11 protein-coding genes are annotated in these 16806 nt (G+C 64.6%); 6 read left to right on the top strand and 5 right to left on the bottom strand.

The window, feature by feature from the left end; translation table 11 throughout:
* Positions 1–58 precede the first annotated feature (58 nt).
* Complete coding sequence (locus AAC014_RS12790) at positions 59–379, bottom strand: hypothetical protein (protein WP_339709059.1); 321 nt, start codon at positions 377–379, stop codon at positions 59–61.
* Here AAC014_RS12790 and AAC014_RS12785 point away from each other — a divergent pair.
* Together AAC014_RS12785 and recA are read left to right on the top strand one after the other, a co-directional pair.
* Positions 368–2836 carry an ATP-binding protein gene (locus tag AAC014_RS12785; RefSeq protein ID WP_339709057.1) on the top strand — a complete coding sequence of 823 codons (2469 nt, stop codon included), beginning with the start codon at positions 368–370 and terminating at the stop codon, positions 2834–2836. The two genes, AAC014_RS12790 and AAC014_RS12785, sit on opposite strands and share 12 nt — an antisense overlap.
* 100 nt (positions 2837–2936) lie before the next feature.
* Positions 2937–3995, top strand: coding sequence for a recombinase RecA (gene recA, locus AAC014_RS12780; RefSeq protein ID WP_339709056.1), 1059 nt, complete (start codon positions 2937–2939; stop codon positions 3993–3995).
* A gap of 77 nt (positions 3996–4072) precedes the next feature.
* Here recA and AAC014_RS12775 read toward each other — a convergent pair whose 3' ends face one another.
* Entirely contained in the window at positions 4073–6100 is a 2028-nt protein-coding gene (locus tag AAC014_RS12775; RefSeq protein ID WP_339709055.1) for an elongation factor G, read from the bottom strand.
* Positions 6101–6284: 184 nt separating this feature from the next.
* On the opposite strand from AAC014_RS12775, the gene alaS reads away from it, so the two are divergent.
* Positions 6285–8930, top strand: a complete 2646-nt coding sequence (gene alaS, locus AAC014_RS12770; protein ID WP_339709275.1) for an alanine--tRNA ligase — start codon at positions 6285–6287, stop codon at positions 8928–8930.
* 1 nt (position 8931) lies between these two features.
* Here alaS and AAC014_RS12765 read toward each other — a convergent pair whose 3' ends face one another.
* Together AAC014_RS12765 and AAC014_RS12760 are read right to left on the bottom strand one after the other, a co-directional pair.
* Positions 8932–10725 carry a cation:proton antiporter gene (locus AAC014_RS12765; protein ID WP_339709054.1) on the bottom strand — a complete coding sequence of 598 codons (1794 nt, stop codon included), beginning with the start codon at positions 10723–10725 and terminating at the stop codon, positions 8932–8934.
* A 55-nt stretch (positions 10726–10780) separates the two neighbouring features.
* Positions 10781–12001: an NADP-dependent isocitrate dehydrogenase gene (locus AAC014_RS12760; RefSeq protein WP_339709053.1), complete on the bottom strand. Its 1221-nt coding sequence runs from the start codon at positions 11999–12001 to the stop codon at positions 10781–10783.
* Positions 12002–12160: 159 nt separating this feature from the next.
* On the opposite strand from AAC014_RS12760, the gene AAC014_RS12755 reads away from it, so the two are divergent.
* The 3 genes from AAC014_RS12755 to AAC014_RS12745 all read left to right on the top strand — a co-directional run bounded on the left by AAC014_RS12755 (position 12161) and on the right by AAC014_RS12745 (position 15715).
* The gene (locus AAC014_RS12755) at positions 12161–12961 is read left to right on the top strand and encodes a phosphatidylserine decarboxylase (RefSeq protein ID WP_339709052.1); all 801 of its coding nucleotides are present in this window, start codon (positions 12161–12163) and stop codon (positions 12959–12961) included.
* A complete protein-coding gene (locus AAC014_RS12750; RefSeq protein WP_339709051.1) occupies positions 12958–13815 on the top strand; it encodes a phosphatidylcholine/phosphatidylserine synthase in 858 nt (285 codons plus the stop codon). The genes AAC014_RS12755 and AAC014_RS12750 overlap by 4 nt, the downstream gene beginning before the upstream one ends.
* Before the next feature lie 268 nt (positions 13816–14083).
* Positions 14084–15715, top strand: a complete 1632-nt coding sequence (locus tag AAC014_RS12745; RefSeq protein WP_339709050.1) for a long-chain-fatty-acid--CoA ligase — start codon at positions 14084–14086, stop codon at positions 15713–15715.
* On the opposite strand, the gene AAC014_RS12740 is transcribed toward AAC014_RS12745, so the two are convergent.
* On the bottom strand, positions 15712–16776 hold the full coding sequence (locus tag AAC014_RS12740) for a PA0069 family radical SAM protein (protein ID WP_339709049.1): 1065 nt from the start codon (positions 16774–16776) through the stop codon (positions 15712–15714). The two genes, AAC014_RS12745 and AAC014_RS12740, sit on opposite strands and share 4 nt — an antisense overlap.
* Between the last annotated feature and the right edge of the window lie 30 nt (positions 16777–16806).

The following is a 16806-nucleotide window of genomic DNA, read 5'->3' as shown; positions in this document are numbered from 1 at the left end:
CAAAGCAGAGAAACTGCTGCAGCCACGGGAAAAACTTCATTCGGCGCTTAACCCGAAATTATCCATGATCCGGCGAGGATGGGGTATGAGCGAGCGGGGCCCATCTCTTGCGGAAATCATCGGCGCGCAGCTGGCAGGCGTGTTTCGTGCCCATCCGCCGCATCGTGCATCGCCACATGTTCCGCATGTCCTGCGCAGCGTCGTTGTCGCGCGCCCCTGTGCCGCCGACGACAAGCTGGTTGCGGCCTACCGCGACCTGCTGCGGATGCCCGCCTGACGTGCCCATCAGCTGGCCGCCGCCGCGCAGCATCCGTTCCGCGCGAGCGGGCTTGACCGGGAGCGGGCTTGCGCGGATGACCACCTCACGATGACGACGCACCCCGACTCCCGGTTTCCGGCCAACACTGAGGAACTTCCTGATCCGATCGAGTGGCCGCGCCTACCGGGCGCCCAGCGCCACATGGCCCTGGTGATCGCGGGGGCGGTGCTGCTCGGTCTCGCGTCCACCGTGCTGGTGGGATGGGCAATGGACTCGTGGGAGATCGCCTCACTTTACGGTGCGATGATCCTCGCGTCGGCGGTCGTCGCCTATTTCTCGGCGCTCGGCAGGGCGCGGCGCGGGGTGGGCGGCATCGACTGGACGATGATGCGCACCGCGCTCGATTCGCGCAGCGACGCGCTTGCCGTAACCGACGCGGAGGGCAAGCTCGTATGCGCGAATGCCGCCTATGGCACGCGGTGCGACGGCTACCCCTCGCCCTTCGATCTCGCGGGCGAGGACGAGGCGAGCCGCGGCCGCATTGCCAACATCGCCGAGCAGGCACGGCGCGACGGCAACGGCTTTTTAGAAATCGACCAAACCGTAGGCGGCGCGCGGCGCAAACTGCGCGTATCGGTGCGGCCTGCCGATACGGCGCGGAACTATCTTCTGTGGACGCTTCGTCGGGGCGCCGCCGAGAAGGCGATGGACGACACGGTCGCTCTGCTTGAAGGCCCGGCGGGCATATGGCTTGGCAGCGCCGGGCTGATGATCGTGATGGCCAACCCCTCCGGCGAGATCATTGCGGCGAACGGCGCCTTCAAGAACGCCATCACCGGCACCGCAGGGCGCGTGCCGACCAACCTCGTCGATATTCTGGAGGCGGGGGAAGACGGCGCGCGGCGCATGAAGACCGGCAGCGGCGCGGACATTCCCGTGCGCCTTATCGAACTTCCGCTCGGCAACCAGAAAGAGGCGGGCACAAGCGCTTACGTATTCCTGATTCTGCGCGAAGGCAGCGCGGCGGCAGAGACCGGGACCCCTGTGCCCGACAGCCTGCCCGCGCTGCTTTCGGTGTTGCCGATCGGGCTTGCGCTCGCCGATCGCGACGGCCGCTTCACGTTCATGAACGAAAGCTTCGCCGCCATCGCGGGGGTCGAGGAGGGGAGCGAACTGCGCTACCCGAGCGACCTCGTCGTTGATGAGGACAAGACGATGGTGTCGGACGCGGTGCGTCGTGCTGCGGCCTCCATCGAACGCGCGCGCGATCTGCGTGTTCGCCTGAAACACAAGCCCGAAGAGCCTGTGGCGCTCACCGTCGGCAAGGCGCCGGGCGCAGGCGGCCCCGCCGTTGTCCTGTCGCTCAAGGACAATCAGGAGCAGCTGAAACTCGAAAAGCAGATCGCGCAGGCGACCAAGATGCAGGCGGTCGGCCAGCTCGCGGGCGGCGTGGCGCACGACTTCAACAACATCCTCACCGCCGTGATCGGCTATTGCGACCTCATGCTGCTCCGCCACACGCCGGGCGACAGCGATTTCGACGACATCAACCAGATCCGCCAGAACGCGAACCGTGCAGCCAACCTCGTGCGCCAGCTCCTCGCGTTCTCGCGACAGCAGACACTGCGCCCGCAGCTCATTCACGTGTCGGACATCGTCGGCGAACTCAGCCACCTGTTGAAGCGCCTGCTCGGTGAGACGGTGACGCTGACCGTGAAGCATGGCCGCAGCCTCGCGCCGGTGCGCGCAGACCCCGGCCAGATGGAGCAGGTGATCGTCAACCTCGCGGTGAACGCGCGCGATGCGATGCCCGAAGGCGGCGAACTCACGATTTCGACCTTCGCGGTTTCGGCGCGCGAGGCGAAGAAGCTCGACCGCGAGGGAATGCCTTCTGGGGAATATGTCGCGATCGCCGTGAAGGATACGGGCACCGGCATTTCTCCTGAGATTCTGGGCAAGATTTTCGAGCCGTTCTTCACCACCAAGGAGATCGGGCGCGGTACAGGCCTTGGGCTTTCGACGGTGTACGGCATCGTCAAGCAGTCGGGCGGCTTCATCTTTGCCGACAGCACCGTCGGGGGTGGCACCACCTTCACCATCTACCTGCCCGCGCAGGAAGCGTTGCCGGAGGCCGCGACGGTCGCAGCGGGCGAGGACGGCGGTGATCCCTGGGGGCAGGGGAAGATCCTGCTCGTGGAGGACGAGGCGATGGTCCGCGCCGTCGCCGAGCGCGCGCTGACGCGAAAGGGCTATGAGGTGCTGACCGCCGGCCACGGCGAAGAGGCGCTGGAGATTCTGGAGCGGCTGCCGGAAGGCGTCGATTTGCTGATTTCCGACGTGGTGATGCCCACGATGGATGGGCCGACGCTTGTTCAGCACGCACGAAAAACGTTTCCCGATCTCAAGATCATCTTCATGTCGGGATACGCCGAGGAACAGCTTCGGAAGTCGATCGATGTGCCCGACGTGGCGTTCCTCGCCAAGCCGTTCTCCGTGCAGGAACTTTCCGACAAGGTGCGGCACGAGATTGCCCGCGGCAAGGTGCGCGGGAAGGCTGAGCCCGCCGCAGCCAAATAAAGAACGAAAATAGAACAAAAGCGCTTGCGTGTGCGGAACAAACTGCGTACACGATCCCTCATTGAAACGGCTTCGTCAGCCCACTAGGAGGGACCAGACAATGGCATCAGCGCTTCGGGTGGTGGAATCAGGCATGGACAAGCAAAAGGCTCTCGACGCGGCTCTGGCGCAGATCGACCGGGCATTCGGCAAGGGCTCGGCAATGAAACTCGGCCAGCGCGATGCCATGGAAATCGATTCCATCTCGACCGGTTCGCTCGGTCTTGATCTTGCGCTCGGTGTCGGCGGTTTTCCGCGCGGTCGCGTCATCGAGATTTACGGCCCGGAAAGCTCGGGCAAGACGACGCTGGCGCTTCATGCCATCGCCGAAGCGCAGAAGGGCGGCGGCACGGCGGCGTTCATCGACGCTGAACATGCGCTTGATCCCGTTTACGCCAAGAAGCTCGGTGTCGATATCGAGAATCTTATCGTCTCGCAGCCCGACACGGGTGAGCAGGCACTGGAGATCACCGACACGCTGGTGCGTTCGAACGCGATCGACATTCTCGTCGTCGACTCGGTCGCCGCGCTGGTACCGCGGGCCGAAATCGAAGGCGAGATGGGCGACAGCCACGTCGGCCTGCAGGCACGCTTGATGAGCCAGGCGCTCAGAAAGCTCACGGGTTCGATCAGCCGTTCGCGCTGCATCGTCATCTTCATTAACCAGGTGCGCATGAAGATCGGCGTCATGTACGGCAACCCGGAGACGACGACGGGCGGCAATGCGCTCAAGTTTTACGCGAGTGTTCGTCTCGACATCCGCCGCACCGGCCAGATCAAGGACCGCGACGAAATCGTCGGCAATGCGACGCGCGTGAAGGTGGTGAAGAACAAGGTGGCGCCGCCGTTCAAGCAGGTCGAATTCGACATCATGTACGGTGAAGGCGTCTCCAAGGTTGGCGAAATTCTCGATCTTGGCGTCAAGATCGGCATCGTCGAGAAGTCGGGTGCATGGTTCAGCCACGATTCGACACGCATCGGGCAAGGCCGCGAGAACGCCAAGCAGTTCCTGCGCGACAATCCCGAGATGCGTGACAAGATTGAGAAGGCCATCCGCGACAATGCCGCCGGGCTTTCCGAAGCCCTGCTGGTCGGCCCGGAGAGCGACAGCGAAGAATAGGCTTTCGTCGAACCCTGTCCCCCCGAGGCAGCCTCACCCCCGGAGGCTGCCTCTTTCGTTTTTGGGAGGTACAACGTTCAAGCCGCGAGTGCCTGCTTCACCACCACCTCCGCGAGCGTGCCGTTCAGCTCGGCGAGATGATCGAACGCCGCCGTGAAGCTCGCCAGCCCCTGGCTGAGCGAGCGCAGCTCGGCGCCGAAGCCTTGCAACTCGGCTTCGGGCATCAGCGCCTCGACGACATCCCAGCGCGACCAGCCTTCGCGCGGCACGATGCCGAGCATCTGGCCGCGATGGCTGGCAATCGCCGAGGTCACACGCGAGGTTGCCGTGCCAGGCGTCTTGATCGTCACCTTCGCGACCGGTTCCAGAAGATGCGGACTGCACGCCGCGAGCGCCTCACTCATGGCGATGCGTCCGGCGGTGCGGAAGGCAAGCTCCGAACTGTCCACCGTATGGTAGGAACCGTCGGTTAGCGTCACCGCTACGTCGACCACAGGAAAGCCGAGCGGGCCTCGCTCTATCGCATCGCGAACGCCTGTCTCCACCGCCGGAATCCATTGCTTCGGGATCGTGCCGCCGCTGATGCGGTCGATGAAAAGGAAGCCTTCACCCCGGCCGCGCGGGGCGACCTCGATGACCACGTCGCCGAACTGGCCGTGTCCGCCCGACTGCTTCTTGTGCCGCCCGCGCTGCGTTGCGCTCCGCCGGATCGATTCGCGGTAGGGAATGCGCGGCGGCTGTGCATCTACGGCCACCGAATAACGCCGCTTGAGGCGCGCGAGCACCATGTTCAGATGCTCGTCGCTAAGTCCGCGCAGCAGCATTTCGTGCGTCGCCGCGTCCTGATCCCAGGCGAGGCTGATGTCTTCCTCGACGAGTTTGTGGAGCGCAGTGGAAAGTCGCACGTCGTCCTTCCGTTCGCGCGTTGTGATCGCCAGCGCATGGCCGGGCACTGGGTGCGCGATCTCCGCGCGCCGCGCATGGCCTGCCGGAAAAACAATGTCGCCGGCCGTAATCGTATCGACCTTCGCGATGGCCGCCACCGCGCCCGGCGGCACGCTCGCGGTCTTGCCGAGCTTGTCGCCGAGTACGCTGAACAGTGCGCCCGCGCGCACCGGATTGCCATCCCGGTCACGAAGCTCGGTACCTTCGGCAAGCCCGCCGAAGGCGCGTGTATAGACGAGCCGACCCGCAGCGTTGCCGTGCGCGACCTTGAAGACAAACGCGCCGCCATCCGCGCCGAGTCGCGCGGCGGCGGCGGCGGGCGAGGGTGTTTCATGGCGCAGCATCTTCAAAAGCCGCCTCACGCCGTGATCGGCCTGCGCCGAACCGAACAGCAGCGGCACGACAAGGTTCTCGCCCGTCTCGCGCGAGAGGTCGCCGAACACCATCGCCGCGTCCGGCTCTTCGTCCATCAGCAGCTTTTCCAGAAGCGCGTCGTCGTGGTCTGCAAGCTGTTCGAGCATGTGAAAGCGTTCTGCCGTTTCCCGATCGGCGAGCGCAGATGGCATTTCGATGCGCTCGGACGCCTTGCCGGGCCGGTAGTGGAAGGCGCGTTCGAGCGCGAGGTCGACGAAGCCGGTGATCGCCTCGCCCTCGCGTATGGGGATCTGCCGCGCAAGGATGGGTTTCGCGCTCATCGGCTGCAACGCTTCGAGGAGATCGCGGATGCGCCCACGCGCGGACTCGATCTTGTTGACGAAAATCGCGTGCGGGAGGCCAAGCGTTTCAAGCTGGCGCAGGGCGGGCTCGGCGAGCGCAGCGCGCGCGGGATCGGGGTCGATCACTACGATCGCAAGATCGGCGGCGGCTACGGCAAGCAGCGCATCGGGCGCAAAGCCGGACGCGCCGGGCGCGTCCACGATCGCGAATGCATCGCCGAGGTAATCGAAGCGGGCGAGATTGAGTTCGGTGGAGCCGCGCCGCGCGCGCGCTTCCGGCGACGCATCGCCGATGCTCGTTCCGGCCTCCACGCTGCCCTGCCGCGGGATCGCACCCGCCGTGAACAACATCGCTTCTACAAGGCTCGTCTTGCCCGCGCCCGCCGGGCCGACGAGCGCCACCACCCTGACAGGTTTGCCGGTCTCCTGTAACAAAGCCGCCATGTCACGATCTCCCCATAGTGGATGATCGCCGCCTGGCTTCGGCCTCGTGCATTGGGCCGGCACTCAAAGCGGCACAACAGGAGCAAGGTCTGCCTGTTGCGCCGCGAGCGCAAGGGGGAATGGTCCCGCGCGCCTGTCATTCTGTCACCTTGAGTAGCGCGCAGTCCTCGACTACATGCTCGCCATGACCTCCACGAACGACATACGCCGCTCATTTCTCGACTTTTTCGCGGGCGAGGGGCATATGCGCGTGCCGTCGGCGCCGCTGGTGCCGCAGAACGATCCGACGCTGATGTTCGTGAACGCCGGCATGGTGCCGTTCAAGAACGTGTTCACCGGCCTCGAAACGCGCCCGTACACAACGGCGGTGTCCAGCCAGAAGTGCGTGCGCGCCGGCGGCAAGCACAACGATCTCGATAATGTCGGCTATACGGCGCGGCACCATACGTTCTTCGAAATGCTGGGAAATTTCTCTTTCGGCGACTATTTCAAGGAACGCGCGATCGGCCTCGCGTGGAACCTTATTACGAAGGAATGGGGCATCTCGCCCGAGCGGCTGACGGTGACGGTGTACCATACCGATGACGACGCCTTCGCGCTGTGGAAGAAGATCGCCGGCCTGCCCGACAGCCGCATCATCCGCATCGCCACCAAGGACAATTTCTGGGCGATGGGCGACAATGGCCCGTGCGGGCCGTGTTCGGAGATATTCTTCGACCATGGCGACCATATCCCCGGCGGCCCTCCCGGAAGCCCGGACGAGGACGGCGACCGCTTCGTCGAGATCTGGAACCTCGTGTTCATGCAGTATGAACAGGAGGCGGGCGAGATCGTGCGCGACCTTCCGCGTCCGTCGATCGACACCGGCATGGGGCTGGAGCGCGTCGCAGCCGTGCTGCAGGGAACGCACGACAATTACGAAATCGACCTTTTCCAGGCGCTGATCGGCGAGGCCGCCGAGATGACGAAGACCGATGCGAAGGGGCCGATGTCGGCCTCGCACCGCGTTATCGCCGATCACCTGCGCGCCAGCGGCTTCCTGGTGGCCGATGGTGTGCTGCCGTCGAACGAGGGCAGGGGCTACGTGCTCCGCCGCATCATGCGCCGCGCGATGCGCCACGCGCACCTGCTCGGCGCGAAAGACCCGCTGATGTACCGGCTGGTGCCGTCACTCGTCAGCCAGATGGGCGGCGCGTTCCCGGAACTGACGCGCGCGCAGCCGCTCATTGAGGAGACGCTAAAGCTGGAGGAAACACGCTTCCGGCAGACGCTGGAAACGGGGCTTCGCCTGCTCGACGAGGCGACGGCGGGCATGGGCGAAGGTGCCGTGCTTCCCGGCGAGACGGCGTTCAAGCTCTATGACACCTACGGCTTCCCACTCGATCTCACCGAGGATGCGCTGCGCCGGCAGGGTCTGTCGGTCGACAAGAGCGGTTTCGACACGGCGATGGCCGCGCAGAAGGCCGCCGCGCGCGCCGCCTGGGCGGGCTCCGGCGCGCAGGCCGACGAAGGCGTGTGGTTCGACGTTGCCGAGGAATTCGGCGCGACCGAATTCACGGGCTACACCTCAGACACCGCACAGGGCGAGGTGATCGCCATCGTCAAGGACGGCGCGCGCGTGGAAACGGCGGGCGCGGGCGACACCGTCGTCATCCTCACCAACCAAACGCCGTTCTACGGCGAATCCGGCGGCCAGACCGGAGACGCGGGAACGATTACGGCTGGCGGTCTCAAGGCCGTTGTCGAAACGACGTCCAAGCCGCTCGGCAAGCTGCATGCGCATCAGGCGCGCATTGCCGAGGGCAGCGTCCGCGTCGGCGATGTCGTGCAGCTCGACGTCGATGCCGCGCGCCGTGGCCGCATCCGCGCCAACCATTCGGCGACCCACCTGCTCCACGCCGCGCTTCGCAATCGGCTCGGTGCGCACGTCACGCAGAAGGGCTCGCTCGTTGCGGAAGATCGCTTCCGTTTCGATTTCAGCCATCCGAAGGCGCTCACCGCCGAAGAGATCGCGCTCGTCGAGGCGGACGTGAACGCGCAGGTGCGCGGCAACGCGGACGTTACGACGCGCCTGATGAGCCATGCTGATGCGATCGAGGCCGGGGCGATGGCGCTGTTCGGCGAGAAGTACGGCGACGAGGTCCGTGTGCTTTCGATGGGCCGTGATGTGGACGCGGATTACTCTGTTGAACTGTGCGGCGGCACGCATGTGCGCGCGCTCGGCGATATCGGCCTCGTCAAGATCATCAGCGAAAGCGCCGTGTCTTCCGGCGTGCGCCGGGTCGAGGCGCTGACCGGCGAGGCGGCGCGGCTTTACCTGCAGGGTCAGGAAGACCAGCTGCGCGAGGCGGCTGCGGCGTTGAAAGTGGCACCCGCCGAGCTTCCGGCGCGCGTGCAGGCGCTCGTCGAAGAACGTCGCCGGCTCGAGCGCGAGCTGGCCGACGCCAAGAAGGCGCTGGCGCTTGGCGGCGGTGCGGGCGCCGTTCCAGCGGCGGAGGCCGAGGAGGTTGCGGGCACGAAGTTCGTTGCGCGCGTCGCCGAAGGGCTCGATCCGAAGGATCTGCGCGGTGCGGTTGATGAGGCAAAAAAGCAGGTCGGCTCGGGCGTTGCTGCGATCGTGGCTGTGAACGAAGGCCGCGCGAGTATTGCCGTCGGCGTCACGGACGACCTCACCGCGCGCTTCAACGCAGTGTTGCTGGTGCAGGCGGGCGTCGCGGCGCTCGGCGGCAAGGGCGGCGGCGGGCGCCCGGACATGGCGCAGGGCGGTGGCCCCGAAGGTGCGAAGGCGGCGGATGCCATCGCGGCGGTGAAGGGCGCGCTCGCGGCTTAACCTATTCGACCGACTCCTCGTCACTGCGGCGCAGGCGCGACGCGGCTTTCAGCGGTTCACGTGGCAGATCCGGCACCATGGCCTTGATCTTCTCGCGCTTGATTTCGCGCATCTCGTGGATCGAGGCGATCACCAGCCCCATTGGCCGCCCGATATCGACGAGTACGGCCTCAGCAAGCTGGAGAGAAGATTCGAGCGTTTCCGGCACGGCATCGGTCGCCCCCGCCCGGTAAAGCTGGGCGGCGTGTTCGGCATCCTTGGCGCGCGCGATGATGCAGAGATCGGGGTGGGCAGCGCGCACGGCGCGGGTCGTTGCGATCAGTTGTACCGGATCGTCCATCGTAAGCACGATCGAGCGCGCCTGTGCGATACCGAGATGGTCGAGCAGACCCGGCCGCCCGACGTCGCCGAAGACGATTTCGTGGCCCCGTTTGCGTCCGAGATCCACCATGTCGATATCGGCATCGACGATCACGAACGGCTGATCGTGCCGCACGAGCATGTCCGTCACCATCTGGCCCACCCGGCCATAGCCGGCGACGATCGTTCGCCCGCCGTTTTCGGAAGGGTCCCGAGGCGGTTCGGGCGTCGCCGGGTCCACGCGCCGCGCCGTGTCGCTGCCGATCCGCGCCAGCAGCGGCGTCGCGGTAAGGCCGACAGCGGTGACGATCTGCCAGAAGGCCGCAGTATCGGTGTCGATCACGCGCGCCTGCACTGCGGCCGCAAGCACGATCAGTGTGGTTTCCGAAGGCGACGCCATCAGCACGCCGACATTCGCGGCAACCCCGCGCGGAACGCCGGAGAGGCGCAGAAGACTGCCAGTCACGAACGCCTTCACCACAATGATGCCGACGATTGCGAGCATCAGGAACGGCCACATGCGGGCGATGAGTTCAAAATCGAGGCTCATGCCCACGGTCATCAGGAAGATGCCGAGCGCCAGATTCTTGAAAGGTTCGACAGTGACTTCGACCTGCATACGATACTCGGTCTCGGCGATCACCAATCCGGCGAGGAGCGCACCGACGATCGGCGAGAGGCCAACGGCGCTCGTTGCAAGGCTGGCGCCCATCACGACGACGAGCGACACCGCGAGGAAGAGCTCGGGACTCTTGGTGCGGGCGGCTTGGCGGAACAGGCGCGGCAGCAGCAGCCGACCCAGCACCAGCAATGCGATGACGACAATCGCGCCCAGAAATACCGTGCGTGTGAGATCACCCGCATCATCGCCGCCCGGCAGCGGGCTGATGACACCCATCACGAAGATGATCGGCACGATGGCCAGATCTTCGAACAGCAGCATGGCGAAGGCGGGCTTGCCGATCGGGCTTTTCGTTCCGGTCATCGGCAGCACGAGCGCAGTCGAGGACATCGCCAGGGCGATGCCGAGCATCAGCGACACGACGGCACCGAGGTCGGTGAACTGGTGGAGAAGGAACCCGATGACACCGCCGGATATGGCAAGTTCGGCGGGTCCGATGAGGAAAACCAGCTGCCTGAGGTCCCACAGGCGGCGGAACGAGAGCTCAAGCCCGATCGAGAACAGCAGCAGAATGATGCCAATCTCGGCGAACGGTTCGATGACCTCGCGGTCGTTGATTGAAATGTGCCGGACCCAGGGCAGGGCGTCTCCCAACCGGCCAAGCCCCGACGGGCCGATCAGCAGCCCGACAACGATGAAGCCGATGACCGGGCTGATCCGAAGTCGATGGAACGCGGGTATGACGAGGCCGGTCGCGCCCAGGATGACAAGCGCGTCGCGAAAACCAGGAGAAAAGAGCGGATCTGCAGCCACGGCGGTATCCTAACGGGGAGGCCGCCGCGGCGTCAGCAGAAAAGCGCCTAAAGCGCTAGAATTCCTTGCTCATCGCGGCTTCGAGGTTGTCCACGATCTTCTCGAAGAACTGCTCGGTCGTCATCCAAGCCTGATCCGGGCCGATGAGGAGCGCGAGATCCTTCGTCATGTGACCCTCTTCGACGGTGTCGACGCAGACGCGCTCGAGCAGTTCGCCGAATTTGGTGACCTGCGGCGTATTGTCGAGCTTGCCGCGGTGCTTGAGACCGCCGGTCCACGCGAAGATCGATGCGATCGGGTTCGTGGAGGTCGCCTTGCCCTGCTGGTGCATCCGGTAGTGGCGGGTGACAGTGCCGTGGGCGGCCTCGGCTTCCACGGTCTTGCCGTCCGGCGTCATCAGCACCGAGGTCATCAGGCCGAGCGAGCCGAATCCCTGCGCAACGGTGTCGGATTGCACGTCGCCGTCGTAGTTCTTGCAGGCCCACACGAACTTGCCGCTCCACTTCAGCGCGGAGGCGACCATGTCATCGATCAGGCGGTGTTCGTAAACGATGCCAGCCTTGTCGAATTGCGCCTTGAATTCCTTGTCGAAAATCTCCTGGAACAGATCCTTGAAGCGGCCGTCATAGGCCTTCAGAATGGTGTTCTTGGTGGAGAGATACACGGGCCACTGCCGCGCGAGACCGTAGTTGAGCGAGGCGCGGGCGAAATCGCGGATCGAATCGTCCAGGTTGTACATGCCCATGGCGACGCCCGAGGTCGGGAACTCGAACACTTCGTGCTCGATCGTTTCGCCGTTCTCGCCGGTCCACTTCATGGTCAGCTTGCCGGCGCCCGGGACCAGGAAATCGGTCGCCTTGTACTGATCGCCGAACGCATGGCGGCCGATGACGATGGGGTCTGTCCAGCCCGGCACGAGGCGTGGCACGGACTTGATGACGATGGGCTCGCGGAACACGACACCGCCGAGGATGTTGCGGATCGTGCCGTTCGGCGACTTCCACATCTTCTTCAGGCCGAATTCCTCGACGCGCGCCTCGTCAGGCGTGATCGTCGCGCACTTCACGCCGACGCCATATTGCTTGATGGCGTTCGCGGATTGCACCGTCACCTTGTCGTCGGTGGCGTCGCGGTTCTCGATGCTGAGATCGTAGTATTTCAGGTCGACGTCGAGATAGGGGAGGATCAGGCGTTCACGGATCCACTGCCAGATGATCCGCGTCATCTCATCGCCGTCAATCTCGACGATGGGGTTTGCCACCTTGATCTTCGCCATCGATACCTCTTGGTGCGTGTATGGATTTTTACTCGCGCACGCTCTTGGCGGAAACGAAGGCCAAGATCAACAGGCGCGGGGGCGGCAAAGGCGCACTCCTCCTGCTTTCTCTGAAGCTGCGCGTTGTCATCGTGCGCACGCAGGGGCTAAAGATGGCATATGAACGACACAACACCCCCCGAGCCGCCAGTGACGCCACCCGTAACGCCGCCTGCGCCCGCCGCCGCGGCGCCCGCGCCCGCTGAACCGGCGGCGACTTACAAGTTTCCGCCCTCGATCCACCCGGACGGCAACAAGTTCGTCGTGCTCGCGGCGGTGCTCACCGGCTTCTTCTGGTTCATTGCGGACTGGAATATTCTCGGCTGGCTTTCGGCGGCTCTCACATTCTGGACGTTCGCCTTCTTCCGCGACCCCCAGCGTGTCACGCCCGAAGGGACGGGACTCGTCGTTTCGCCGGCCGATGGCCTCGTGTCACAGATCATGGAGGTTCCTGCGCCGCGCGAGATTTCCGGCAGTGAGCGCGGCATCGGCGATGGAACCTTCACGCGCGTTTCGATTTTCATGAGTGTGTTCGATGTCCATGTAAATCGCTCCCCGATCGCGGGTACGCTCCGCGACATCGTCTATGTGCCCGGCAAGTTCCTGAACGCCGAGCTCGACAAGGCGAGCGAGCACAATGAACGCCAGTATTTCGTCGTTGAGGGTGCCGATGGGCGCCGCATCGGCTTCACGCAGATCGCCGGCCTCGTTGCGCGGCGGATCATCAAGTTCGTGAACACCGGCGAAAGCGTCGGCGCGGGTCAGCGCGTCGGCCTGATACGTTTCGGTAGCCGTGTCGATGTCTATTTACCTGCAGGCACCGTTCCCGCCGTCGCGGTCGGCCAGCGCGCCGTCGCCGGCGAAACCGTAATCGGCCGTCCTGGCGGCCCCGGTGATCGCCTGCGCGGCGTCCGCCAGTGAAGGTCGACCACCAGCCGCCGCGAAGGCTGAAAAGGGTCATCCCGATTCGGGTGCTGATCCCGAACGCAATCACGATCGCCGCGCTCTGCGCCGGGCTCACCTCGGTACGTCTCGCCATTGCGGGCGATTTCGAACGGGCGATCCTCGCGATCGTCGTGGCAGGCGTGCTCGATGGCATCGACGGGCGCGTTGCGCGCCTGCTGAAAGGCGCGAGCCGCTTTGGCGCCGAGCTTGATTCGCTGTCTGACGTCACCGCCTTCGGCGTGGCGCCCGCGCTCGTCATCTATTTGTGGACGCTGGAGCAGCTTCCGGGTGCGGGGTGGATCGTCGCACTCGCTCACGCTGTCTGCTGCGCACTGAGGCTAGCGCGCTTCAACGCCAACCTCGACGTCACAGACCAGCCGCACAAGAAGCACGGCTTCCTCACCGGCATTCCCGCACCGGTAGGGGCGGGCATGACACTGAGCCCCATGTTCCTTTACTATTGGCTGGAGCCGACCCGTTTCGCGCATTATTCCGAGGTCGGCACGGTCGCCACCGCCGTCGTCGTCGGTACGGTTGCGTTCCTGATGGTCTCGAACCTGCCGACCTATTCGTGGAAATCGGTCCGCATCCGCCCCGAATACCGAATTATGGCCCTTGTCGGCGTGGCGCTGTTCGCCGGGGCGCTGCTTTCCGCGCCGTACATGACACTATCGCTGATCTCGGTGGTCTATGCCGCCACAATCCCGATGGCGATCCTGTCGTACCGCAAGGTCAGGCGGCAAGTGGCAGCGGCTGCCATTCCCGATAACGGGACGGAGCCGGGCACGGACGCGGCATCGGCTCAACCGCCGTTACAAGACGCTCCGTAATCACGACATCGATTTCGCCGCGAAGCGCCCGCGCGATGGCGGCGCGTGCATCTGCGAACATGTGAGCAACCACCGCGAGGCTTACGAAAAGCAACAGGCTTGAAAGCGTGGCAGAGAGCATGAAGGCCATGTTTGAACCCCTTTTGTTCTTCTCATGTTCGCTTGTTCCATATTTGTTCTTTCGTTGTCAAGTGGACGATCGATATCGGCGGATTGATCGGCGACGGTCGTCCGGCTAGCGTCCCTCCGCTCTTTGGGAGGAGTCACCATGTTAGGCGGAATGCAGGACTGGCCTTTGCTGGTCTGGAAACTTATCGACCACGCGGCGCTCAACCACGGCACGCGCGAAATCGTCACCGCGCTGGTCGAAGGCGGCGAAGGCCGTTCCAACTGGCGCGAGGTGCGTGCACGCGCGCTCAAGATCGCGCAGTCCCTGAGCCGCCTCGGCATCCGGCTCGGCGACCGCGTGGCGACGCTCGCGTGGAACACACAGCGCCATGTGGAATGCTGGTACGGCATCTCGGGGATGGGCGCGGTCGCGCACACCGTGAACCCGCGCCTTTTCGAAGAGCAGATCATCTACATCATGAATCATGCGGGCGACCGTGTGCTGTTCTTCGATCTGACCTTCGTACCGCTCATCGAACGAATCGCGCCCAAGCTGAACACGGTCGAGCACTATGTTCTGATGACGGGGCGCGAACATCTGCCCAAGACGAGCATCCCGAACCTGCTTGCCTACGAAGACCTGATTGCCGAGAGCGATGGCGATTTCGAATGGGCCAATATCGACGAACAGACGCCCGCGGGGCTCTGCTACACGTCGGGGACGACCGGAAATCCCAAGGGCGTGCTCTATACGCACCGTTCGAACGTGCTGCATACGCTCGGCGCCAACTCGGCGGATGCGCTTGGCGTCACGTCCGCAACAGCGATTCTGCCGGTGGTGCCGATGTACCACGCGAATGCATGGGGTGTGCCCTATGCCGCGGCCGCCGCGGGCGCCAAGCTCGTGATGGGCGGTGCCCATTTCGACGCGCCGACGCTGCACGGCCTTATCCTGCGCGAGAAGGTGACGCTTACCGCAGCCGTGCCGACGGTGTGGCTCGCCATGCTCCAGCACCTCGAAAAGACAGGGGATACGCTTGGAGAACTGAAACGGGTCGTCATCGGCGGCTCGGCCGTGCCGCGCTCCATGATCGTTGATTTCAAGGAGAAGTACGACGTCACCGTCTGCCACGCCTGGGGCATGACCGAGATGTCGCCGCTCGGCACGCTCGGCTCACTTTCCGCCGAAGCGCTCGAAAAGCCGCAGGAAGAACAGTACGACATCCAGACCAAGCAGGGCCGTTCGATCTTCGGTGTCGAGATGAAGATCGTGGACGACGACGGCAGCGAGATGCCGCGCGACGGCAAGGCCTTCGGCCACCTGATGGTACGCGGGCCTTGGGTCGTGCGCGAATATTACGCGGGCGATGGCGGCCACGTGCTCGATGCCGACGGCTGGTTCGATACCGGCGACGTCGCGACGATCGACGTGTCCGGCTACATGCAGATCACCGACCGCGCCAAAGACGTGATCAAGTCCGGTGGCGAGTGGATCAGCTCGATCGAGCTGGAAAACGAGGCTGTCGGCCATGCCGGCGTGGCGGAAGCTGCTGTGATCGGCCTGCCGCACCCGAAGTGGGACGAGCGGCCGCTGCTGATCGTCGTGCCCAAGGCGGGCGCGAACCCGAGCAAGCAGGAGCTTCTGGATCACCTTGCTGGCCGCGTCGCCAAGTGGTGGATGCCGAACGACGTCGTCTTCGTGGAGGAGATCCCGCACACGGCGACGGGCAAGATCCAGAAGCTTACGCTCCGCCAGCAGTTCAAGGACTATCGCTTCCCCGACGCCGCCTAAAACAGCGAAAGCTGCTTTCCGCGCGGACTGAACATGTCGGTGCGGAGCGATATGTCGCGGCGGTTGAGGCCGAAGCGGCGGCATCCGGCCTGGAAACGCGCGCGGATCATCGCCGCATAGGCGCCCTGCGGCTTGAAGCGCGCGTGGAAGCTGCCCTCATTGTCCTTGCCGCCACGCATCTCCTGGATGTGCGCCATCACGCGCGCGGCGCGGTCCGGCATGTGAGCATCGAGCCATGCCCGGAAGATGGGCGAGACCTCGTGCGGCAGGCGGACGAGGATCATCGAGGCCATGTCTGCGCCCACCTTCGCGGCGGCTTCCAGGATTGCTTCAATCTCGTGGTCGTTGATCGCCGGGATGAGCGGCGCAAGCGATACGGAGACGGGCACGCGCGCTTCAGCGAGCGCCTTCACTGCTGCGATTCGCCTGCGGGGAGCGGTCGCGCGCGGTTCCAGCGTCTTCGCGGTTTCCAGGTCGAGCGTTGTGACCGAGACCATCACCGCGGCGAGCCCGCGCTCTGCCATCGGGGCGAGGATATCGATGTCACGTACCACGCGTGCGGATTTGGTCGTGATCATCACCGGATGATTTGTTTCAGACAGGATTTCCAGGATTTTCCGAGTCGTACGGTATTTCCCTTCCACGGGTTGGTAGGGGTCCGTGTTGGTGCCGAGCGCCATCGGGCGGCATTCGTAGCGCGGCTTTTCAAGCTCCTTCCTGAGCAGCTCGGGAATGCCCTTCTTTACCGTCAGCTTGCGCTCGAAATCGAGGCCCGGCGAGAGGCCAAGGTACGCATGTGTCGGCCGCGCGAAGCAATAGACACAGCCGTGCTCGCAGCCGCGATAAGCGTTGATCGAGCGGTCGAAGGGCAGATCGGGCGACGTGTTGCGCGTGATCGCCGTTCGCGGCGTTTCGTAGCTGATCTCGGTGCGGAAGGGCGGAAGGTCGTCCTCGCCGCGCGAATCGAGCCAATCGCCGTCCGCCTCGCGTGCCAGATCATCGAAGCGGTTGCTGGTTGTGTTCAGGGTTGCGCCGCGCGCGGCGTTGACGCGTCTCGACATTGACAAATCATGCACGCCATTTAAGAACAA

It is taken from the genome of uncultured Sphingosinicella sp. (genome assembly GCF_963974575.1).
GTDB lineage: Bacteria > Pseudomonadota > Alphaproteobacteria > Sphingomonadales > Sphingomonadaceae > Sphingosinicella.
This window is presented reverse-complemented; position numbering and strand designations above follow the sequence as displayed.